General features: G+C 39.0%; 17 protein-coding genes. 15 read left to right on the top strand and 2 right to left on the bottom strand.

The window, feature by feature from the left end; genetic code table 11:
• Positions 1-62 precede the first annotated feature (62 nt).
• The 15 genes from msrA to IGI38_RS11455 all read left to right on the top strand — a co-directional run bounded on the left by msrA (position 63) and on the right by IGI38_RS11455 (position 21,928).
• Entirely contained in the window at positions 63-893 is an 831-nt protein-coding gene (msrA, locus tag IGI38_RS11525) for a peptide-methionine (S)-S-oxide reductase MsrA (protein ID WP_438730119.1), read from the top strand.
• 110 nt (positions 894-1,003) lie between these two features.
• The gene (locus tag IGI38_RS11520; RefSeq protein WP_438730116.1) at positions 1,004-1,666 is read left to right on the top strand and encodes a TetR/AcrR family transcriptional regulator; all 663 of its coding nucleotides are present in this window, start codon (positions 1,004-1,006) and stop codon (positions 1,664-1,666) included.
• A gap of 127 nt (positions 1,667-1,793) precedes the next feature.
• Positions 1,794-2,153, top strand: a complete 360-nt coding sequence (locus IGI38_RS11515) for a hypothetical protein (protein ID WP_438730113.1) — start codon at positions 1,794-1,796, stop codon at positions 2,151-2,153.
• Between the two features lie 407 nt (positions 2,154-2,560).
• Positions 2,561-4,000 (top strand): helix-turn-helix domain-containing protein, encoded by a 1,440-nt coding sequence (locus IGI38_RS11510; RefSeq protein WP_438730110.1) that lies wholly within the window; start codon positions 2,561-2,563, stop codon positions 3,998-4,000.
• Positions 3,993-4,514 (top strand): hypothetical protein, encoded by a 522-nt coding sequence (locus IGI38_RS11505; RefSeq protein WP_438730107.1) that lies wholly within the window; start codon positions 3,993-3,995, stop codon positions 4,512-4,514. The genes IGI38_RS11510 and IGI38_RS11505 overlap by 8 nt, the downstream gene beginning before the upstream one ends.
• A gap of 15 nt (positions 4,515-4,529) precedes the next feature.
• Positions 4,530-11,450 (top strand): Spy0128 family protein, encoded by a 6,921-nt coding sequence (locus tag IGI38_RS11500; RefSeq protein ID WP_438730104.1) that lies wholly within the window; start codon positions 4,530-4,532, stop codon positions 11,448-11,450.
• A 28-nt stretch (positions 11,451-11,478) separates the two neighbouring features.
• Positions 11,479-11,787 (top strand): DUF2089 family protein, encoded by a 309-nt coding sequence (locus IGI38_RS11495; protein WP_438730101.1) that lies wholly within the window; start codon positions 11,479-11,481, stop codon positions 11,785-11,787.
• 88 nt (positions 11,788-11,875) lie between these two features.
• The gene (locus IGI38_RS11490; protein ID WP_438730098.1) at positions 11,876-12,643 is read left to right on the top strand and encodes an AAA family ATPase; all 768 of its coding nucleotides are present in this window, start codon (positions 11,876-11,878) and stop codon (positions 12,641-12,643) included.
• A 75-nt stretch (positions 12,644-12,718) separates the two neighbouring features.
• Positions 12,719-13,363 (top strand): DUF998 domain-containing protein, encoded by a 645-nt coding sequence (locus tag IGI38_RS11485; RefSeq protein ID WP_438730095.1) that lies wholly within the window; start codon positions 12,719-12,721, stop codon positions 13,361-13,363.
• A 231-nt stretch (positions 13,364-13,594) separates the two neighbouring features.
• Complete coding sequence (locus IGI38_RS11480) at positions 13,595-14,944, top strand: sigma-54 interaction domain-containing protein (RefSeq protein ID WP_438730093.1); 1,350 nt, start codon at positions 13,595-13,597, stop codon at positions 14,942-14,944.
• 205 nt (positions 14,945-15,149) lie between these two features.
• A complete protein-coding gene (locus IGI38_RS11475) occupies positions 15,150-16,733 on the top strand; it encodes an acyl CoA:acetate/3-ketoacid CoA transferase (protein WP_438730090.1) in 1,584 nt (527 codons plus the stop codon).
• Entirely contained in the window at positions 16,720-17,985 is a 1,266-nt protein-coding gene (locus IGI38_RS11470; protein ID WP_438730088.1) for an L-lactate MFS transporter, read from the top strand. The genes IGI38_RS11475 and IGI38_RS11470 overlap by 14 nt, the downstream gene beginning before the upstream one ends.
• A gap of 96 nt (positions 17,986-18,081) precedes the next feature.
• On the top strand, positions 18,082-19,668 hold the full coding sequence (locus IGI38_RS11465; protein ID WP_438730085.1) for an HAL/PAL/TAL family ammonia-lyase: 1,587 nt from the start codon (positions 18,082-18,084) through the stop codon (positions 19,666-19,668).
• 37 nt (positions 19,669-19,705) lie between these two features.
• Complete coding sequence (locus tag IGI38_RS11460) at positions 19,706-20,635, top strand: nitronate monooxygenase (RefSeq protein ID WP_438730083.1); 930 nt, start codon at positions 19,706-19,708, stop codon at positions 20,633-20,635.
• Between the two features lie 468 nt (positions 20,636-21,103).
• The gene (locus IGI38_RS11455; RefSeq protein WP_438730080.1) at positions 21,104-21,928 is read left to right on the top strand and encodes a class I SAM-dependent methyltransferase; all 825 of its coding nucleotides are present in this window, start codon (positions 21,104-21,106) and stop codon (positions 21,926-21,928) included.
• A 93-nt stretch (positions 21,929-22,021) separates the two neighbouring features.
• Here the strand turns inward: IGI38_RS11455 and IGI38_RS11450 are convergent, their stop codons facing one another.
• Both IGI38_RS11450 and IGI38_RS11445 read right to left on the bottom strand, forming a co-directional pair.
• Positions 22,022-22,666, bottom strand: a complete 645-nt coding sequence (locus IGI38_RS11450) for a CPBP family intramembrane glutamic endopeptidase (RefSeq protein WP_438730077.1) — start codon at positions 22,664-22,666, stop codon at positions 22,022-22,024.
• The gene (locus IGI38_RS11445) at positions 22,659-23,369 is read right to left on the bottom strand and encodes a hypothetical protein (RefSeq protein ID WP_438730075.1); all 711 of its coding nucleotides are present in this window, start codon (positions 23,367-23,369) and stop codon (positions 22,659-22,661) included. Before IGI38_RS11445 ends, IGI38_RS11450 begins: the two co-directional genes overlap by 8 nt.
• Between the last annotated feature and the right edge of the window lie 68 nt (positions 23,370-23,437).

Genomic DNA, 23,437 nt, shown 5'->3' with positions numbered 1-23,437 from the left:
AACAAAATTGTGGTAAATTGCAGATGATTTTAGAGAATGATCATCTAAAGGGGATGAGACGAATGCAAGTGACTCAAGAAGAAGTGCTGCAAAAAATCTACAATCTGATCTTAAATCCCAATACACGCGAATGGGAACGCTATTTATTAACGACAACGAAAAATGCGTTGGATGATCAAGCGAATTTCAAAGAACAATTGGCTAAACTGGAAGCAGAATTGCGGCCATTGGCTTTGCGGAATAATTTGACTCCAGACATGACTGACTTTTATCAGGAAATTACCGGAAAAGAGTCTGGAGCCGACCAGACCTTGAGGGAGAAGCACTTGGTGACTGATCCGGCTTATCAGGAACGCGCGATTTTTGCAGGGGGTTGTTTTTGGTGTATGGTGGAACCTTTTGAAACGCAGCCCGGGATCATTTCAGTGTTGTCTGGGTATACTGGCGGCACCCTCGACCACCCGAGCTATGACCAAGTCAGCAGCAGCGCCACCGGTCACGTTGAAGCAGTGGAGATCATCTTTGATACAAGAGTAGTCAGTTATCAAGAGTTGAGCGATCTTTATTGGCAGATCATTGATCCAACGGATGCTTTTGGTCAATTTCAAGATCGGGGAGCGCAATACCGACCGATCATCTTTGTTACAACAGAAGCGCAAAAAGAACTCGCTGAAAAAAAGAAACAGCTCGTGAGTGATTCTGGTAGGTATAGCAAACCGATCATTACAGAAGTCAGAGAGGCAGAAACGTTTTGGCCGGCGGAAAATTATCATCAAGAGTTCTACAAGAAACAGCCTAAACGCTATAAGGCGATAAAGCGTGAACGCCAGCAATTTCTTGCATACCAACACCTAAAAGGCAAGCTTCGTACAGGACTGCGGCGTAAGAAGTAAGTTAAGATAAAAGTTTTTTAAATCTTTTTTTCAAAAATTGTTGACAATAGTGTTGGCAAGGATTATATTATATACATACCAACCGAATGTATGAATAGGAGAGAGTGATCATGGCTCGTAACAAATACCCTGAAGAAACAGTTAATAAGATATTAGATGTATCGATGCAGCTGTTTTTAGAAAAAGGTTATGAACATACTTCAATTCAAGATATCGTCAATAATCTTGGCGGCTTATCAAAAGGCGCGATTTATCATCACTTCAAATCAAAGGAAGATATTTTGGATGGTGTGATGGATAAGCTTTATGATAACAATGAAAGTGAATTAGAACATCTCAAAAAACTGGAAAAAAACCGGAATATGACTGGATTAGAAAAGTTGCAATCCTTGTTTGCTTCAGCATTAGAAAATCCACGTCAAGATGATACGTTTCAAATGGCTCCCGATTTCCTTAAAAATCCTCAGATGCTGGTCATGCAGTTAGAAGGTATTTTTAAAGAATCAGCCCCTCATTATGTACAACCGATCATTGAAGAGGGAATCGACGACGGCTCTATTCAAACGGAATATCCCAAAGAACTGGCGGAAGTGATCTTGCTGCTAATAAATATTTGGTTGATGCCTTTGATTCATGATGATGATCCAAAAAGTATCGTCAATCGTTTCGCTCTGTTTCAAGAAATGATGACGAAATTAGGTGTTGAAGTCTTCGATGCTGCTGCGATCGAACGGCTGGAAAAATTTCGTGATTTATACGAACAAAGAAAATAATTTCTGCCTTCATCGGCAGTTTTATTTTAAAGTTATACATACCATCGTTCGGTATCTAAAATTGTAAACATCGTTTTGTAAAAATATGAAGCGAATGAAATATAAAAAAATGAATGGAGTGTTTAAAATGGAACAAAAAATGACGAAAAGAAATGTATATGGTACAAACGGCGGAAATCAAAAGGACAGAAATATGATGGAACGAATCGGCAGCGGCATCGCAGTGATCTTCTCAGGAATCTTTATTTTACCGATCTTATCAGTATTGACGGGTGCTTTTGGAATGATCGGTATCGGGTTGCCGATAGTTGCTGTGCTGAATTTTTTTGGAATCCTGCATATTCCCTTCAATGTATTGTTCATAAGCTTGACTGGTTTCCCTCAAGTTTTAGTCGGAGCGATCGTTGGTATGGTGTTTATCGCTTTATCTTCTGTCTGCGGGGGCCTATTGAAAAAATATGTATCAATTGCGAAACGAACATTTTAAAATAGCCAATTGAATCACACTTAGAATGATTAGACTTTATGGAAATGAATTTAGCTGAATAGAGATTTATTTAAAACAGAGGAGAACCCTCTGTTTTTTTTGATCTTTTCTGATATAAATAATTGTTTAAAATGAGAAGGATTATAAGGAAATTATGTCATATAAAGAACGTAATATATTTTTGCTGATTTTCTAAACAAACGAAATATTTTTTTGCATTAATTAATAATATGTTAATATTAAATTATAGTGTGAAGATGATTTGTGTTAAACAAATCTCTTTTTTTTGTCTCGTTTCAAAAATATAAGGACAAAAACATTGCTATAACGATTAAAAAAAGCTTATTTGGATAATATAATTAAATAGAATTAATGATTTGATTATCTTAATTAGATTGGAGCGAGAGATGCAGGCCAATGATTTATTAATGGATGATGACCGTTATAAATGGTACCTACTTCAGTATTTAGAATTAAATAAAAATGCTTACTGTTCGATTGATCAACTCGGAGATATTCTTGAAATTTCTCGCTATAAATTAGAAAAATACCTTCAAGAAGTTCACGAAGAGCTGAAAGAGAATCAATACGACGCTGATATTATACTGCTTGAATCAGGAGAAATCGAAGTACACAACCTGACGCATGCAATCGTAAAAAGAATGCGCCTTTTCTTGGTGCAAAGAAGTCTTTCCTTTCAACTCTTTCATCGTTACGTAAATAATGAAACCAGTTTGGATAGACAAATTGAGGAGCTGCATGTCAGCCGATCAAGTACGTACCGAATTTATAAACGTTTAAAGGATCAATTAACCGATGAGGGATTCCAGCTAAAGAAAAACCAATTGATTGGAAACGAATTTTCAATCCGCAGTTTTCTATTTGGTCTCTACTATGAAATATTTAACGGCTTAGGAAGTCCTTTTGATAATGAGATTCAAATGCAGGTCAAGGAGCTTTTTCGATATTTAGAACACTATCTAAATTTGTCTCTGCCCAAAACGAAGGAGCATAAATTGATCTTCTTTATGAGTGTCGCCTTGATTCGCTTGAGAAAATCACATCCTTTAGATGAGGAATACATTGAGTATGAGGAAAATGCAGCAACAGAATATCTTTCTAAATGGCTGGATACACATTATACCTTGACGACAAATGAAAAACGCAAAGAAATCGCAGCTTTAGTGTTGTTTTGTCAAATGATGGAAGTGGATTTAAATCAAGAATTAGTCTTCAGCGAGCAAGATGAAAATCGACAGGCAGAAGAACTGCTTGAGGAATTTTTAGTATATCTCTCAAATAACTCGCGTTTTGAATACAAGCAATTAACGGCAAATCATTTGTTAGTGTCAGGATTATTACGAATCAATCGCCGCTGGTTGATTTACCATTTTCGGGAAACAACCTTTGTTACCAAAATTCAACGACGCTACTTTCAGGAGATTAATCCGAAATTAGATGAATTGATTCAAGATTTTATTGAAAAAATCGCGCATCGAAAGCTGTTTCACTCGGATCAGGAACGAAATAAATTGTACTATGATTATTTATTTTTCTTAATCACTCAGATTTCAGTAGAGGAATTGGAAGATCCTGTGTTCATCTGTATCGATTTTTCTCATGGCAGCAGCTATAACGAATACATTCAAACGATGTTGAGTTCGCTGCAAAGTATGAATATTTGTTACGAAGAGAAATTAAGTACAAAGACGCAGATTTATTTATCGGATTTCTTGATCGATACACTTCCTTGTCATCAGATGATTTGGAAGCGGCCGCCCACACCAGAAGACTGGTCAGAGTTTGGTCATTTATTACTAACGGTTAAAGGAGGCGCTTATGAATAGAAGTTTATTGATTGCATTTGCGCTGCCTTCAATAATGTTTTATCAATCAAACGCATCGATCTTATATAGTAGCGAGAAATTGATTGAACAAGTAAAAGAGGAACAAGCGATCCGCTCATTTGATTTAACAAAAACAGGCAATACGTTGATTGTTTCCAACGATCCAATAAAAGAAGAAGACGACGCACCCGCGGCGAATGAAATCGTCGAAGAGGAGCAGCCGCCAGATCAGGCAGAGGAAAAATCTTCTAAAAGACACCATACACAGGAAGAAACGGATGAAAAGACTCTTCCGAAAACCGGCAAGAAGGCAAGCGGACAATCAGCAAGAAAGAAAAGCACAGATTCTTTAGAAGCAATTGAACAAAAAATCAGTGCCTTGCCTTTTGCAGAAATGCCCGATGATAAGAAGGGTGAACGGGAACTCGTTCGGATGTTAGCAAATATGTCCGGCACCATACTATACGGTACAAAAATGACGGAAACGAACAGACAAGAATACATTACGTTTTAAAGGGGATGAAGATAGATGAATCGATTAAGAAAATTATGGTCACTAACGGCGATTTGCGGAATGATGATTGGGCTTTTCCCAATGTCGATCTTTGCGGAGACGATTGAAGAAGCGGGTGTGGTGATCAACCAAGTAGAGATTACCAATACAGAGGACCAAGAGATCACAGAAACTAATCGAGTGAAGCCGAAGGACACGGTGAAAGCTAAATTAAACTGGTCATTAGCAGAAGCAACTCTGCTTGAAGAAAATACAATGGTAGCATTAGATTTGCCAGCGAACCTGAATTTTCCAGATCAATCCGGCAGTTTGGGTGAGATGGGGAATTATCAAGTAAGCAACCAACAGCTGATCTTCCAATTCAAGAAGAATTACGAAGATACAGAAGATGGTCGAGCGCCAGAATTTTCTAGCGCAAAATTCTACGAAGGCGTTTTAGAATTGAATGCAGAAACCACAGCTGAAGAGTTAGAAACAGAAACGGTTGATTTCGGAAATAATCGGGTATCAACTATTTACTACGATAAAAAAGTTGATCCTGCTGCTGATCCTGTTATCAAAACTGAAATCAATGAGACGAATTCTTCAGCAGCTAAACAAACCCGAACGCACAACAATAATCTAAATGAAAGAAATGTAAAGTTATTCGATAATATCTCTATAACGGATAAAGATGGCAACCCATTTACCGCTGAGAATCCAGCAAAGTATAATGACAATATTAATATTCATATCGACTGGTCGCTACTAGATTCGGTGGACATTGTTAGCGGTGATTACTACGAATACAAACTCCCAGAAAGTTTTGCGGTGCATAACCCTGTATCTGAAATACTTAAAAATGATGGTCAAGAATTAGGGACCTTCTATTTAGACACATCTGGAAATTTGAAGATTGTTTTCAATGGAAATGCAGAAAACCGCTCTAATCGTAAAGGCGAAATTGAATTAAGCACTTCTCTTGACGTGAAAAGTATAGACAAAGAAATAGAAATCAAAACAGAAATTTATGATGATCAAAACAAAGAGATTACGATCGTTGTTCCGATTTTCCAAATTGATATATCAAAAGCCGGTAAAATCGACAGCAATGCAACAGTGAGCTGGGAGATAGATTTCAATAAAGACGCTAAGAGTTTGACTAATGTTGTAGTAACTGATCCAATGCCTGAAGGGCTAGGGTATATTGCTTCTAAGGGGTATATCTTCAAAGATGGTAAATGGGAAGAAACGGCCAACTTGTATACGTACAATTCCGTTGCTCAGACTTTTACCTTTAATGATACGATTACAACGCCAATTAGAATCTCAATCAATGCATATGTTGATCAAAAGAAAACAAATCTTGAAACGTATACCAATACTGCTAAAATTACTGGAAATGAGTTCTTGGAAAAGGACGCATCAGCTACTGTAAGTTTTAAAGACGTGGATAACTACAAACGATTTATCAGCTATGATCCTCAAACAGGCGAGGCATCATGGGAAGTATCTGCTTCTTTCACAAAAGCCGATGGTCTTATAACAGATAAGACGTATGAAGGACAGAATGCCGAAGGCGCACTTCATTATCTTGTAGAAGACAGTATCAAGGTGAAAAACAAACAAGACGGTTCTTCTATAAATAAGGACAAATGGGAACTTAAAAGTACAACTAAAAATAGTTCAGGAAATACAGTTGGTTTTGAAATTAAGTTTAAAGAAGCGGGAACCTATTTAGTCACATACGAAACCAAAATGGCTAATCCTATCATGTCAGATACGAGAATCAACAATTATATGACTGTTGATGATGACGGAAATAAAAATGACAATAGTGCTGGCGGTACGGTTAGTCCAGAGACAGGAATTGGAGTAGATAAAGCTGCCGATGGCGCTAATAAAGATGTAGATAAAATGATTCTTGCATGGAGTGCTGAAATAAATAAAGCCGGCATAACGATTGATAACCTTGTCGTTACTGATTTATATGAAATGGCAAATGGTAGTAATGTCAGTGCGTTGACTTTAATAAAAGATGAACTAGTGATTAAAACGGCTTCTGGTGTGCTGTTGGCTGACGAAAACGATTATGAGGTCGAGATCTTAACAAGAGCAATACCAGGAACTTCGGAAATAATGGAATCTGGATTTAAGATCACTTTCAAAAAGACTATTACCGAAAAAATAATAATGACCTACAAAACGAAATTTGATATTAACAAACAAAATGAGTTGAAAGAGTCAGGTAGTTTTCCGTCAATGGCTGGAAATCGCTTCAGCAATACTTTATTTGCTGAATATCAAGATGAAAATGGGGTATCTCATAAAGTAGGCGACCAAGCCGAGCAATGGATCAATAATAATTGGTTGAAAAATGCTGATAAAGGTGGATTCTTTGTTGAAGAAGGTGAAGATGTCCATGAAGCGATGAAAAAATTTCTGAAGAAAAACAGTTTGAATTTTACGAATATCTTTGAAGAGGCTGAAGCACCTGAAGATAGTGTTTATTGGATTGCTAAATTTAATCTCTTTAAGGATAAGATTCCTGCAAATTATAAAATCATTGATACTTTAGGTGAAGGACAGGTCCTTAGGAAACTGACAATATATGAAACAACGCTGAATCGTGACGGTGATCTTACAGAAAGTTACGGGAGAAAATTAGAAGCAGAAGTAGATTACAAATATGAAGTTGTAAACGGTGATATTGTTATTACACTCCTTAAGGAAACAGACAAAACATTATCAGTTGCGGTTGCAGTAGATGCAGATGAAGACTTTTATAGGTATAAAAATTATGCAGAGTTACAAAATGAGAAAGGTGAAAAAATAGTCTCTGCTGATGCAGAAGTACTTGAGTCAGAAAAAGATTACTGGTTGACCAAAGAGGGGCTTCAAAATTTTGATAATAATCGTTTAGTTGATTGGCAAGTAATAATCAATAAGGACGCTAAGAAGATTCACAATGCCACAGTTACGGATACTGTAAAACTAAATCAACAAACATTTATCTTGGATGAAAAAAATCAAGTAGTCGTGAAGGTTTATGAAGCAATCAAAAACGGAAACAGCTTTGATAAAGGAGCAGAAGTTATATTTCCTGAAGGAAAGGGTGCTTCGCTTTTGACGGATTCGATTGAAGGAACCCAAAGTCTAAAAATCGAGTTTGACGAATACATTACAGAACCTTACATTATCGAGTACCAAACAAAGTTAGATCCAGGAATAATGAATAGTGAGAAAATCACAAATGATGTAAAACTTAGCGGTGGTAAAACAGAAATTCATCAAGTCACCGAGGAAGTAATTGTAAAATCTACGGATGGTTCAGGTACTTCAAGTGGTGTAAATGGTGCGCTGATTATTCATAAAATCGATAGTGATGACAAGGCTTCTATTAGCGAATCAACCTTTTTCAATATATATCGTAAAAATAGTGAGAATGTCTATGAAATATTTATTCCAAATCTAGAAGTGAAGAACAATAAAATTGTAGCTGCCGATGGAAAGTTGATTGATCAATTAAGTAATTTGCGTTATGGTGCATACGCCATTCAAGAAGAGAGTGCTCCAGATGGTTATATTAAAGACGATACACTATACGAATTTACAATTGATTCCAAAGAACAAACCTATACATTTACTTTAGAAAATAAAAAGGAAGTAAAAGAACCGGCGAAAATCACATTAAAAGCAGAAAAAACATTAAGCGGTCGTCCATTGAAAGCCGACGAATTCAGCTTCACTTTAAAAGGTGATGGCGAAGTTGATCAAACGAAGAAGAATGATGCCGCAGGAAAAGTATCATTTGATCAGATTGATTATGATACAGCCGGGACCTACGAGTACACGATCTCAGAAGCAATTCCTTCTGATAAACAAACCGGAATGACATACGACGATACGAAGTACAAAGTAACGGTAACAGTAGAAGAAAAAGGTGGAAAACTAGAAGCTTCAGTAGTCTACGAAAATGTCAAAGCCGGCGAAGTACCTGTCTTCAAGAATGCGTACAAAGCCTTACCAGGAAGTGTTCAATTAGAAGCGAAGAAAGAACTAAGTGGTCGACCATTGAAGGCCGACGAATTCAGCTTCACACTAAAAGGTGATGGCGGAGTTGATCAAACGAAGAAAAATGATGCCGCAGGAAAAGTATCATTTGATCAGATTGATTACGACAAAGCTGGAACGTATGAGTACACAATTTCGGAGGCAATCCCTTCTGATAAAGAAGTAGGAATCACTTACGATGACACAAAATACAAAGTAACCGTAACAGTAGAGGAAAAAGGTGGGAAATTAGAAGCTTCAGTAGTCTATGAAAACGTCAAAACCGGCGAAGTACCCGTCTTCAAGAATGCGTACAAAGCCTTACCGGGAAGTGTCCAATTAGAAGCGAAGAAAGAATTGACAGGTCGTCCATTGAAAGCCGACGAATTCAGCTTCACCCTGAAAGGCGATAATGTCGATGAAACGAAGAAAAATGATGCTGCAGGAAAAGTCTTGTTCGATCAGATTGATTATGACAAAGCTGGAACGTATGAGTACACAATTTCGGAGGCAATCCCTTCTGATAAAGAAGTAGGAATCACTTACGATGACACAAAATACAAAGTAACAGTAACAGTAGAGGAAAAAGGCGGAAAATTAGAAGCCACGGTAGTCTACGAAAACGTCAAAACCGGCGAAGTACCCGTCTTCAAGAATGCGTACAAAGCCTTACCGGGAAGTGTCCAATTAGAAGCGAAGAAAGAATTAAGTGGTCGACCATTGAAGGCCGATGAGTTTAGCTTTACCCTGAAAGGCGATAATGTCGACGAAACGAAGAAAAATGATGCCGACGGTAAAGTCTTGTTCGATCAAATCGCCTATGACAAAGCTGGAACGTACGAGTATACAATCTCGGAGGCACTTCCTTCTGATAAAGAAACCGGAATCACTTACGACGATACAAAGTACAAAGTAACCGTAACAGTAGAAGAAAAAGGTGGAAAATTAGAAGCCTCAGTAGTCTACGAAAATGTCAAAACCGGCGAAGTACCCGTCTTCAAGAATGCGTACAAAGCCTTACCGGGAAGTGTCCAATTAGAAGCGAAGAAAGAATTGACAGGTCGTCCATTGAAAGCCGACGAATTCAGCTTCACCCTGAAAGGCGATAATGTCGATGAAACGAAGAAAAATGATGCTGCAGGAAAAGTCTTGTTCGATCAGATTGATTATGACAAAGCTGGAACGTATGAGTACACAATTTCGGAGGCAATCCCTTCTGATAAAGAAGTAGGAATCACTTACGATGACACAAAATACAAAGTAACAGTAACAGTAGAGGAAAAAGGTGGAAAATTAGAAGCCACGGTAGTCTACGAAAACGTCAAAACCGGCGAAGTACCCGTCTTCAAGAACACGTATAAAGCCTTGCCAGGAAGTGTTCAATTAGAGGCGAAGAAAGAATTAAGTGGTCGTCCATTGAAAGCCGACGAATTCAGCTTCACCCTGAAAGGCGATAATGTCGACGAAACGAAGAAAAATGATGCCGCAGGAAAAGTATCATTTGATCAGATTGATTATGACAAAGCTGGAACGTATGAGTACACAATTTCGGAGGCAATCCCTTCTGATAAAGAAGTAGGAATCACTTACGATGACACAAAATACAAAGTAACAGTAACAGTAGAGGAAAAAGGCGGAAAATTAGAAGCCACGGTAGTCTACGAAAACGTCAAAACCGGCGAAGTACCCGTCTTCAAGAACACGTATAAAGCCTTGCCAGGAAGTGTTCAATTAGAAGCGAAGAAAGAACTAAGTGGTCGTCCATTGAAAGCCGACGAATTCAGCTTCACACTAAAGGGTGATGGCGGAGTTGATGAAACGAAGAAAAATGATGCTGCAGGAAAAGTCTTGTTCGATCAGATTGATTATGACAAAGCTGGAACGTATGAGTATACGATTTCTGAAGCAATTCCTTCTGATAAAGAAACCGGAATCACTTACGACGATACGAAGTACAAAGTCACCGTAACAGTAGAAGAAAAAGGTGGAAAATTAGAAGCCTCAGTAGTCTACGAAAATGTCAAAACCGGCGAAGTACCTGTCTTCAAAAATGCATATAAAGCCTTGCCAACAAGTATTGAACTAGCAGCGGAGAAGGAATTGAGCGGTCGTTCATTGAAGGCCGACGAATTCAGCTTCACACTAAAAGGTGATGGCGGAGTTGATCAAACGAAGAAAAACGATGCCGCAGGAAAAGTATCATTTGATAAGATTGATTACGACAAAGTTGGAACGTACGAGTACACAATCTCCGAAGCAATCCCAACAGACAAAGAAACGGGTATAACCTACGACGACACACACTATAAAGTAGTTGTGACAGTGGAAGAAAAAGACGGGCAGCTAGAAGCTTCAGCAGTTTACGAGAATGTTACTGTGGGTGAAGTCCCAACCTTCAAGAATTTGTATACACCAGAAAAGGAAGTTCCAACTGGTGAGATATTATTGAAGAAAATTGATAGTAAAACGGGGAAAACATTGGCTGATGCTGAGTTCAAAATAGTTGATGATAAAGGACAGCCAGTATCTGGAAAAGAAAACATCGTTACTGGTGAAGATGGGTCAATAATTATCAAAGGATTAGCTGATGGCAACTATCAATTGATTGAAACGAAAGCACCAAAAGGATACCAGATAGATGAAACACCAATTAAATTCTCTGTTGAAAATAGTCAGCCAAGTAAAAAAGAGATCAATCAGAAAAATGATCCTATCAGCTTGCCAGAGACGGGCAATTCTAGCACTACTAAAACCAATGCACAAACGACGTACACGAATGGTTCAACAGCGACAAAACGATTGCCAGCAACAGGAAGTGTTCAAAGTAAAGGTTTAGTTGTTTTAGGACTCTTCTTCTTAGCCATGATCGTCTTAGTTGTATTTGGAAAACGAAAAAAAGTTTAGTTTTTAACTAGCAGGAAAGAGGTGGACAATGAAAACTAACGCAGAATCGAATTGGATTTTAGAATTAAATGAAGAGGAGCTTGAATTTGTAAAACTGTTCATTCTTTCTTCTGGCTCTATTAAAAAATTAGCAGCAATTTACTCAGCCAGCTATCCAACGCTTCGAAAACGGTTGGACAAATTGATTCAAAAAGTTCGAATCAGCGAACGTAAAGAGAATGACAAGATTGTTCAATTAATTCAACAACTTGAAAAAGATGGTAAGATTGATCAAGACATTGCGGATACAGTAGTACAAGAATACGGAAAGTCATTAAACTGTTTGATCGCAGAGTAATTAGAAGCTTCGATTCATTTTCTTTTTGAAATGAATCGAAGCTTTTTTGTGGAGTGGAACTTTCTTTCTCGAGGATAGTTAAGGTATGATGGATGTACGTATCTACTGCATTGGAGGCGGCGTAATGTTTGTTCATGAAATGAAACTAGCAGATTCTCCCGAAAAGCTGGAGTATCCTTTTGATGTTTTTGCTATTCAAGAAATTCTACACAGAGGCGGCTTGTCGTTTGAACGACCGGTAACCTTTTTATCCGGAGACAATGGCACTGGAAAATCAACGATTTTGGAAGCGATCGCTGTCGCTTACGGGATTAATCCAGAAGGGGGCAGTCAAAATTTTAATTTCCATACAGTAGATAGCCATTCCAAACTGCATGATTTTGTTCGTTTAGTCAGAAAAGGAAATCTTCCTAAAACTAAATTTTTCTTGCGTTCAGAAACCTACTATAATTTCGCTTCCGAGCTGGAGTACATGTCGGAGGATGACGGCGAATTAGCATTTGCTTCTTATGGCGAGCGCTCGCTGCACACGCGTTCTCACGGAGAGGGACTATTATCGATTATCGAAAACCGATTTGGTAAAGAAGGCTTTTATTTGTTAGATGAGCCGGAAGCAGGTCTGGCAACCAGCCGACAATATACATTGTTACAGGAAATTCATCGTTTGGTACAGACCGGAAGCCAATTGATCATTGCGACTCATTCGCCAATATTGATGGCCTATCCTGAAGCGATGATCTATCAATTTTCTGAAGCTGGGTTGGAAAATCTGTCTTTGGAAGAAACGCTCGCGTATAAAGAAACAAAACTCTTCTATGATGATCCAAAGCGTATGCTGCACTATCTTCTGAAATGAGCAAAGGGTTTCTTTTTCTCGTTAGGAGGTTCAGTGCTAGAATAGTGTTAGCTAGGATTTAAGGGGATGAGAAACGTGAGCTTTTTGAAAAAATACGGCTTTCATTTTTTATTGGCGGGTGTCATCGGTGATTTTTTGACACCTTATGTATTAGGCATTTTTTATCCAAAACTCAATCAGATGACAGCAGTGATGAGTTTATTTGGGGATGTTGACAGCCCGGTCTGCGGGGCATTTTTGATTTGGTCGGTGGTTGCCGGTTGTCTTTATACATTATCGTTACCCGCGATTTACCAGACTTTTAAAGAAACTTCTCGGCCGTTGGCTGGTTTGACGGCTTTAGCTATTGGGACATATGGGGTTGGCGATTGCATTTTCACCGGCGTGTTTAGCGTAGATTCTGCGGATGCACAGTGGAATTTTTCAACATGGGTACATAATATCGGGTCTGGAATTGGATACGCGGGATTTTTACTTTTCCCATTGTTCCTATATTTCATTTATAAGAAGCAAAAGGATCATCAGATGTCCCGACGTTATTTAACGCTATTGGTGCTAAGTTTGATGGTGGCTGCAATTTATGGTTTGGCTCGTATTCCGCAATTGAATCAATTTCCTATTTTTAAACAATTAGGGTTTTGGCAGAGACTCAGCTTTATTTTCAATTATTTACCGATTGTTTATCTTGCTGTTGGGAGACTGCAGAAAAGAACTCTCTAAAGCTAAACATGGATAAGAAAGAACGTTCATTCACTTGAATGAGTGTTCTTTTTTATTGCATAAAAGTTCCTTACCTGAACGATAAATGACAAGCAGGAATAGACGGCGTGAAGAAACAATGGTATATTACCCTTGTTCTATCAAAATTTGTGATTTTTGTCACATGTTTACGATTGATGAATCAAATAGTTTTAATGAATAAACTAAAACGATTGAGAAAGGACCAAGATAATGAGTCAGACATTAACCAAATTGATGACAGACGATATTACTACATTGTTTGTTACAGATGGAGAGGGAAATATTCTATTAGCTAATGATTTTACTGCCATGACTTTGGGAATTTCTTTAAATGAATTATTGAATTCAAACGTTTATGATTTAGTTGCCAGTGAGATCTATGATACTTCTGCAACGATCGAAGCATTAAAATCGGGGAAAAACTCTGAAGTAACTCTGACTACACAAGCAGGTTATCATATCAAATCAAAATCGACTCCGATTTTTTATCCAGATGGTACGCTGCATTTAGTGGTCACCAAATCGGAGCCGTTGACACAAGCGGAATTTGAGGAATTATCAGTCGATGATAATGGACAGTCAACTAAAGCAGAAGAGCAGAATGAAAGAGTGTCCTCAGTTATTGCGGAAAGTAATGAAATGAAAAAAATTATTCGCGTTTGTAGACAAGTCGCCTCTTACAACAGCCGGATACTGCTTTTAGGAGAGTCTGGTGTAGGAAAAGAAGTGATCGCAAACTTTGTTCATCGCCATAGTCAGATGGCGGATAATAAATTTGTCGCTGTAAACTGTGCAGCGATCCCTGAAAGTCTTTTTGAATCAGAATTTTTTGGATACGAAAAGGGGACTTTTACCGGTGCCGAAAAAAGTAAACCTGGGCTGATTGAAACAGCGGATGGCGGAACGTTATTTTTGGACGAAATTTCGGAGATGCCGTTAGGGCTGCAGGCGAAGCTATTACGTGTTCTTGAGACGATGAAAGTCCGACGTGTTGGCGGTGTAAATGAGATGCCGGTGGCTTTTAGATTGATCTCTGCTTCCAACCAAAATATGCTTGAGCTGGTGGAGCAGGGGAAATTCCGTCGTGATTTATATTATCGGATCAACGCGATTCCGGTCACAATTCCCCCACTCAGAAAAAGAAAAAAGGATATTTTAGCGTTAGCCAATCATTTTTTAGACTCTTTCAATCAAAAGTATGAGGCGGATGTGACCTTATCAAAACAACATCTCCGACATTTGATGTCGTCTCAATGGTTGGGGAATGCAAGAGAATTGAAGAACTATATCGAATATGTGGTCGTAACTGCGGAGCTTCCGATCCTCTTGCAAGATAGCTCTATTGAAGAGAAGCTTGGCGAGAGTGATGAGCTGCAGGCATTGGCGGAAATCTATGATTATCCGGAGTTTATGGAATATGTCGAGACGATCTATTTTCAACACAAATTGATGAAAAATCAGTGGAATATCAGTAGGACAGCCGAGGTCAGCAATGTCAGCCGCCCGTTTATCTATAAAAAAGTACGGGAACTTGATTTGGAAAAAAATGATACAGAATAATAAAAATGGTGGTCAAAGTGTAATTGTTCATTACACTTTGATCATTATTTTTTTGTATTTTACGCGTAAGACTAAGTTTTTCTATTTTGGCACAGCATTTGCTTAATAGAGAAGTAGGAATTAATGTGATTCATTTCACTATATTTGTTGGATTAGCATTAAGATCATATCTCATGTGCTAATGAATAGAGAATGAAGGGAGTAAATGAAAGTGAAAATAATCACCAAAGAAGAAGCTGCGTTGTTGATTGAAGATAACGACACGTTAGCTGTTAGTGGTTTTGAGTTGGCATGTGCAAACGAAGAAGTCGCTTTAGCACTGGAAGAACGATTTATCAAAACAGGAACGCCTAAGCAGTTAACGGTCATGCACTCTAGTTGTTGGGGGGATCGTCAAGAAAAAGGAATGTCACATCTTTCACACAAAGGCTTATTAAAAAGATGGATCGGCGGGATTGTCAAAGCGTCTTCTCCAAAACTTTCTGAGATGATCCAAAATAATGAATGCGAGGCTTACAATTTTCCGCAAGGCGTTCTTGCGCAGTTATATCGTGAGATTGCGGCAAAAAGACCTGGCTTAATCACAAAAATAGGTCTAGAAACCTATATTGATCCGAGGCAAGAGGGGGGGAGAATGAATGAGGCAACTACTGAAGAACTGGTCAGGATTATTGATCTGTTAGATGAAGAATGGATGTTTTATCCAAGTTTTCCTCTGCAAATTGGGCTAGTTCGTGGAACAGTTGCTGATGAAAACGGCAATGTGACTTTGTCCAAGGAAGGCTTGCATATGGAGGTGCTGCCGATTGCCCAAGCCGTTCATAATAGTGGCGGAAAAGTGATTGTTCAAGTCGAACGAGTAGTCAAAAACGGGACATTGCATCCGAAAGATGTGAAAATACCGGGGATTTTAGTGGACTATGTGGTTGTATCGGAGCCAGAAAATCATTTTCAAACGGGAACGACATTATTTGAACCTTCTTTCAGCGGGGATGTGAAGCTGCCGCTTGAAAGTGTGCCGAAACTGGCATTGGATAATCGAAAGGTCATTGCACGCCGTGCGGCAATGGAGCTGAAAAAGGGAACAGTATTGAATTTAGGTGTAGGGATTCCAGTGAACGTTTCTACGATTGCCGCTGAAGAAGCAATTGATGATCAAATCATTCTGACGACAGAAGCTGGAACGATCGGCGGAATTCCAGCTGGATTAAAGGATTTTGGACATGCGTATAATAGCGAAATGATTATTGATCATCATGAGCAATTTGATTTTTATGATGGCGGTGGATTAGATTTATCAGTTCTAGGATTGGCCGAAGTTGACCGGTCTGGCAATGTAAATGTTAGTAAGCTTGGCAATCAAGTCATTGGTTGTGGCGGATTTATCAATATTTCTCAAACAGCCAAGAAATTAATCTTTGCGGGAACCTTTACTGCGGGAGGGCTGAAAACAGAGATAACAGATGGGCGCTTGACGATCGTTGAAGAAGGAACGCATAAAAAATTTGTGAAAGCAGTCAATCAAATTACGTTCAATGGCAGCTACTCTGCTAAAACGAATCAGGAAGTCTTATTTGTGACAGAAAGGGCTGTTTTTAATTTAGTAGATGGCGAACTCATTTTGATTGAGATCGCACCAGGTGTTGATCTGAAAAATGACGTTTTGGATCAGATGGAATTTGACGTTTTAGTATCAGAGGACTTAAAAGAAATGTCGGAAGAGTTGTTTATGCAAAATTGGGGAAAACTAGCTGAAATAATGATGGAGGAAGATCATGGAAAGAACTAAAGGGGTCGAACAGGTTGCTACAAAGGTTAATCGTTGGGTTGTTTTATTTGCATCGGTAGGGATTATTATCTGCCAAGGAGGCATTTATGCTTTTAGCGTATTTTCTTCTCCATTGGCTGCAGCAAATGGCTGGTCTGTTCCAGATGTTGCGTTGGCATTTACGATTGCTGTTGGGATTTCACCGTTACCGATTATTATTGGCGGACGAATTTCAGATAATGGAAAGTCCCGAGAATTGATTTTATTCAGTTCATTATTGTTGGCAGCGTCTTTTGTGCTGGCAGGGTTATCAACACAATTATGGCAATTATATCTAACCTATGGATTGTTGGGCGGTTTTGGATTGAACTTGGGATATATTGCTTGCGTGAATAATTCGCAACGCTTTTTCCCAGATAAACGCGGGTTGTGTTCAGGTATCGTTATTACCGGTATCGGGGCAGGAACGATGATCTTTGCGCCCCTAGGCAGTTGGTTGATTGAACAATTTGGTGTACGGACGACATTCATTCAATTAGGGGCAATCTTTTTAGTTATTTCTTTGATTTGTTCAGCTTTGATTCGCAATGCTCCAATCGAGGATTCAGCCAAAACAACAGAAGACAAAAAAGAGACAACGAGTTCAACGATTGAAGCAGAAGATTTTGATTGGAAAGGAATGATTAAAACGTTGCGCTTCTATCTCGTTGCCATGCTCTATGCAACCGGGTGTTTTTCTGGGCTGGTAATTTCTTCAAACGCCGCAGATATTGGACAAAATATGTTTGGTTTAACACCGATGGTGGCAGCAACTTTTGTCAGTATTTATGCAATGTGCAATTGTTTAGGAAGAGTGCTGTGGGGGGCCTTGTCGGATAAATTGACCCGAATCAATACCTTCATGCTTTTATTTATGTTTATCGCAGTCTCTTTATTGAGTATGATCTTTATAAAGGCTACTGTTGGTTTTGGAATTGGCTTGATTGGTCTGGGACTTTGTGAAGGCGGTGTGGCAGCAATGATGTCTCCGCTAACGATTGAAAATTTTGGTTCGAAAAATCAAGGCGTGAACTATGGGTTCGTTTTCCTAGGTTTTTCCGTAGCCGCGTTTATTGCTCCACGCTTAACGGCCTTTATCGGTGAGAAAAACAGCGGGAATTTCACTTCTGCTTTTATTACAGGCGTAGTAGTTGCGATGATCGGCTTGGTCTTAGCGTTCTCGCTGAAACAAATCAACGCTGGCTTAGCAAACAAGAAAAGTAACGATGCCTAATTTATGGAAAGCACTCAAGAAAGTAATGACTAAAATTCTAGCAATAGCAAAATATGGTCGTCAATTTTAACTAAGCGACGTGTAGGGAGGAAAAAAATGAGATCAATTGTTTTAGATGGTTCAAGTCTGACGTTGGCGGAGGCCTGGATGGTTGCTGAAGGCATGGCCGCCGTCACAATTGCTGATGCAGCGTTGAATCGAGCGGAAAGGTCTTATGAATTATTAATGGCTGGTGCGATTTCTGGAACACCGGTTTATGGGTTAACAGTAGGCGTTGGTTTAAATAAAGATCAAAAATTATTTGATGCGTCAGGGGAACTATCACCAGAAGTTATGGCAGCATCGGAAAGTTTTAACCGTTCAATGCTTCGGTCGCACGCAGCGGGTGTAGGTGAGATGATGCCGGACCATTTAAGTCGTTTGGCAATGGTCATCCGATTAAACACCTTACTTCAAGGACAGGCAGCAGTTCAACCAGCGGTGGTTGAATTGTACAAAGCGTTTTTGAATCTGGGAATCACACCGTTGATTCCCAGTCGCGGCAGTATGGGTGAAGCCGACATCATGCTCGCTAGTCACGTTGGACTTGTGATGATGGGAGAATGGCGGGCTAATTACCAAGGGAAAACAATTAGCGGAGAACAAGCATTACAAAAAACGGGTTTAGAGAAATTGATCCCGATCGGAAAAGATGGACTAGCGATATTATCGACTAATAGTATTTCAACAGCTTATGCATTAGCCGCTGCAAGAAAAGTTCGTCAGACACTTGCCGTCAGTCCATTAGTTTTTGGATTGAGTTTAGAAGGATTGAATGGGAATATTGCACCGATCTTACCCCAACCAATCAAAGTACGTCCGTTTCCATTATTGAAAGAAACTGCGGAAACGATGCGAGAGGCTCTAGCTGGCTCTTACTTATGGCAGTTGAATGCTGAAAGACCGTTACAAGATCCGTTGTCGTATCGAACAACTGTCTACACTTTATCTGAAGCGCAACGAGCATTAGTAGATTTAGAAGAAATGCTGACCATTCAGATCAATAGTTCTGATGACAATCCTAGTATTATTGAAGATGCTGATGAATCGTACAAAGAATTTGATCAGGTCGCTCAATATTTTGTTGAGACTGAGAGAATTTCCGGTGGGATTTTTCCATCAGCCAATTTTGAATCCTTACCAGTTGCATTGGCAATCCAACGGCTTAGTCTGGCTTTAGGGCATATTTCACACAATGTCATTCAACGATGTCTGCGTTTGGAAGAAGAGGAATTCACTGGATTGCCGCGTTTCTTAACCGTACCTGAAAATAAAGGGCATGGATTTGGATCTTTGCATGTTCCAATTGTGGCTTTACATGGAGAAATCATGGCTTTAGTAAATCCTATTTCATTGAATGTTCAACCAGTCGCAGGTGGTGTGGAAGACACTGGAACGAATGCATTGCAGGCAGCGCAACGTTTATTGGAAATCAATGAAAGTATCAATTATATATACGGAGTTGAGCTGATGCATGCGAGCCAGGCGATCGATCTGAGAATGAAAGCATCTGCTTTGCCATTAGGAAAAGCCACAAAGCCGTTCTTTGAAGCGTACCGTGAAATCGTGAGTTTTGTTAAAGAGGATCGGATTTTTACGATCGATATGGAGGCATCAAAATGTTTCTTAGAAAGTTATCAATAGCACTACAAAGAATTTTTACAGAGAAGGGAATAGAACAATGAAAAAAATTACTGAAGTATTAGGTATTCAATATCCCATTTTTCAAGGTGCGATGGCACAAGTTTCTAAGCACCAATTAGCTGCAGCTGTATCAAATGCTGGTGGATTAGGCATTATTGCTGCTGGCGGAATGAGTGAAGCACAATTACGGGAAGAGATTATTAATTGCAAAAAATTAACTGAGAAACCCTTTGCTGTAAATATTATGTTGATGGCCCCGAATGTTCCAGATATGGTGAAGGTGGTCATTGAAGAAGGCGTCAAGATCGTTACCACTGGAGCGGGTACACCGAAAAAATATATGGAAACATTCAAGGCTGCTGGTGTAAAAGTGATTCCGGTTATTCCGAGTGCTAAGTTAGCGAAGAAAATGGAAGCACTTGGTGTAGATGCTGTTGTCGCTGAAGGTTCAGAAGCTGGCGGTCATATAGGTGAATTATCAACGATGGTTTTATTACCTCAAGTGGTCGAAGCTGTAAGTATACCCGTGATCGCTGCTGGCGGAATCGCTAGTGGCAAGGGGATGGCAGCAGCCTATGCATTAGGTGCACAAGGGGTACAAATGGGGACGGCCTTTATGTTGGCGGAAGAATGTCCGATCCCGAAAAACGTGAAAGAATTTATTGCTGATGCTGAAGAAATGGACACGGCAGTGACAGGCAGAAACGGTGGAGCGCCTGTTAGAAGTCTAAAGAATAAAATGATCAATCAATATGTTCAGTGGGAAAAGGAAAATATGCCAAGAGAGCAACTGGAAGAGTTAACAATGGGCTCAGCCAGAAAAGCTGCTGCGGGAGATATCGAAAATGGTTCAGTTATGGCTGGACAAGTTTCCGGGCTGATCAACCAAATAAAACCAGCGGAACAAATTATTGCGGGGATTCTAACTGACGCGGAGCAAACGATCCGAGGATTAAGTTTGGCATAAGGCAGACCGCACTAGTTACGCAATGACATTCCAAATTAGAAAAAGTCAGCGAAGGCGATTGCTTCCGCTGGCTTTTTAGAATTCCTCGCAAAAGAAGCATAGTTTATTTCTCATTTTAAGTAGTAAAAATTTTGTGGTACAGAGTCAGTAACGATGTGACGGAAGAACAATGCAAGCAGCTTGAAACAGGATCAATCACTTTCGATGATTGATCCTGTTTTTGAATTCTTTCCAAATTATGCTAAAATAATTAATGACGACAATTACATTGAAGAGATAAGAGGCGATTTTGGTCCGGCGCACTATACATTCCGCAATTGAAGGATTTTAGTGAAACGTGGAAAAGTATTCTGACATTGAATAAACTGAAAATTTTCGTAAGAAAAGACAGTTTATTTGGTGTGCAGAACTTTTTCATGTTTTTTTGTTGCCTGTTGGATTGTCGTCAGTAAGAAAGAGGACTGTAAAATGATCAATACTATTAAGACGAACGTACCCATCTTTACGCAAAGTAAAGATTCAATTTGGCTGGATGCTCATTTAGCTCCGCAAATGTTAGCCGCACACTTGGATACTGAGTTTGACGGCGCTACAAGAAACGCTGCTTATATCAAACAATCCATGCAGTGGCTGACAGAAAAATGTCCAGTGCAGGATTTTCCTCAGTTGCTAGATCTTGGTTGCGGACCAGGTATCTATACAGAACAGTTTTTTAGCGCGGGCTATCAAGTGAAAGGTATCGACTTTTCAGAATTGAGCATCGCATACGCTGAGGAATCAGCGAAGGAAAAAAACTATGACATTGACTATCAATGTGGAGATTATCTGAACGTTGATTTAGGCCATGAACAATATGATGTGATTGTTCTGATTTATTGTGATCTGGGTGTTTTTTCACCAAAGAAACGTAAGGAAGTGTTTCAAAAGGCTCATCGGGCGTTGAAAAAAGGCGGGCGCTTCATTTTTGATGTGTTCACACCAAAAAAATATGCGGACTTTGAAGCTGCGCACACGTGGCAATTGGATGAGGATAATTTTTGGACGAAAGAAGCTTGTCTGCATTTATCGGCACAGAAAAAATATCCAGAAACAACGACTTATCTGGCTCAACATTATTTACTATATCCTGAAAGCGTCAAAGAATTTTTTATTTGGGAGACAGTTTTTAATAAGGAAGAATTATTAACAGAGTTAAAAGATAGTGATTTTTCAGATAATGAGGTTTATGGGGACATCAGAGGGGCTTCATATACCGCTGATTCAGAAACACTTTGTTTTATTGCCGAAAAATAGAAAGACAAGGAGTTGTGACAAAAGTCTTGTCACAACTCCTTGTTCTGAACAAACGGTTCTCCAGAAGTAGCTTCTGGAGTAACCTCTTGTTTATTAATGCTGGAGCACGAATAGAGTAAACATAAATGTCGCAAGGTCGTAAAAATAATGGATCGCAAAGCTAGTAAGGATAGAATTCGATTTTTCATAACTCTTGTTAAACCAAAAACGAGCAGTCCCTTGAAGTGCAAGGATCTGAAGGATCGTTATTAAGACTGAACCATTGAAATAGGTTGAATAATGAATCAGACCAAAAATAATACTGACAAGAATGTTTGCTAGTAAGGGAGAGAATTTCAGTTTGAATAAATCATAAAAATAAATACTAAAAAGTTCTTCACCAATTAAGGCAAAGGGCATGATTAAAAAGAAAAACCAAAGAGGATTGTTGGCAGCTGCGTTGCCTTTTTGCTTGTGAGTAATCAAAACGATAGCAACCCCAAGGATGAATGCAAAAAGCACTGTCAGTAAAAAGTACTTGATAAAGTTTTTCCAAAAATGCTTAGGCTTTTGAAAAAGAGCTTTATACCCATCAAAGCCAAAAACTAGTGAATAGGCCAGTGTTCCAAAAATCAATAACGAAAAGTATCCAAGATAAGGTATCGGAATAAAGAAATTCACATGACTAACAAGGTAAAACCCTAGTACTAGTAAAAGAGTAGCCAATAATATACGTGAGTAAGATGCTTGCTTATTCATTTTTTCCTCCTAGTAAGTGACGTTTATTTATTTTGAACAAACATAGTGCAATAATCGAGAGTACCATTCCTAGGACTGTCAAACAGCGATTTTGAAACGTTGAAGAACCAGTCTTAGGCAGCATTTTTTTGTCAGAAAAGACAGGGGCTGCTGTTTTTTGAGCAACATTCTTTTCAGAATGAGTAACAGAGGGACTCTGCGACTGTACAGTTGTCTCAGCGGGAATGTTTGATTTTGAGATAACCGTTGATTCTTTTTGAGGCTCAGCTGTTGTTGCGCTTTTCACGCTATCCGTACTTTGGGTGGTAGATGGCACAGAATCATCTGTTTGTGGTTCTTGTTTTTTTACTAGTTCATGTGACGTCGGTTCTTGACTTGTTGTTTCTATAGTTGTTGTCGAACTTTCCGTTGCGCTAAGAGAACTTTCTACAGAGGAGGTACTGGAGCTTTCTTTTGTATAGGGCTCGGGGGTAACCTCGCCGTTATTACTATACCAATGCATACCATCACGATTAAGTGTCAAGCTCTCATTCCCATTATGTAGGATCAAACGATTGTCGTCACTTATATTGTCTCTTTCATAGATGATTCCATTGACGATATATTCTTGTGAAGTGTCCGTATCGCCGAAAGAACTACGCGGGCATCCAAGTGCAATGAAGAGTGTGAAGACAATAAATAGACCTATTTTGATTTTTTTCATGTTAAAATCCTTTCCTGCTGTGTTGCTGTTTTGATACTTGATAGTTTTATCACAGCTAAATGGATTTT

It is taken from the genome of Enterococcus sp. AZ128 (genome assembly GCF_051714485.1).
In the GTDB taxonomy this organism is placed as follows: Bacteria; Bacillota; Bacilli; order Lactobacillales; family Enterococcaceae; genus Enterococcus_A.
This window is presented reverse-complemented; position numbering and strand designations above follow the sequence as displayed.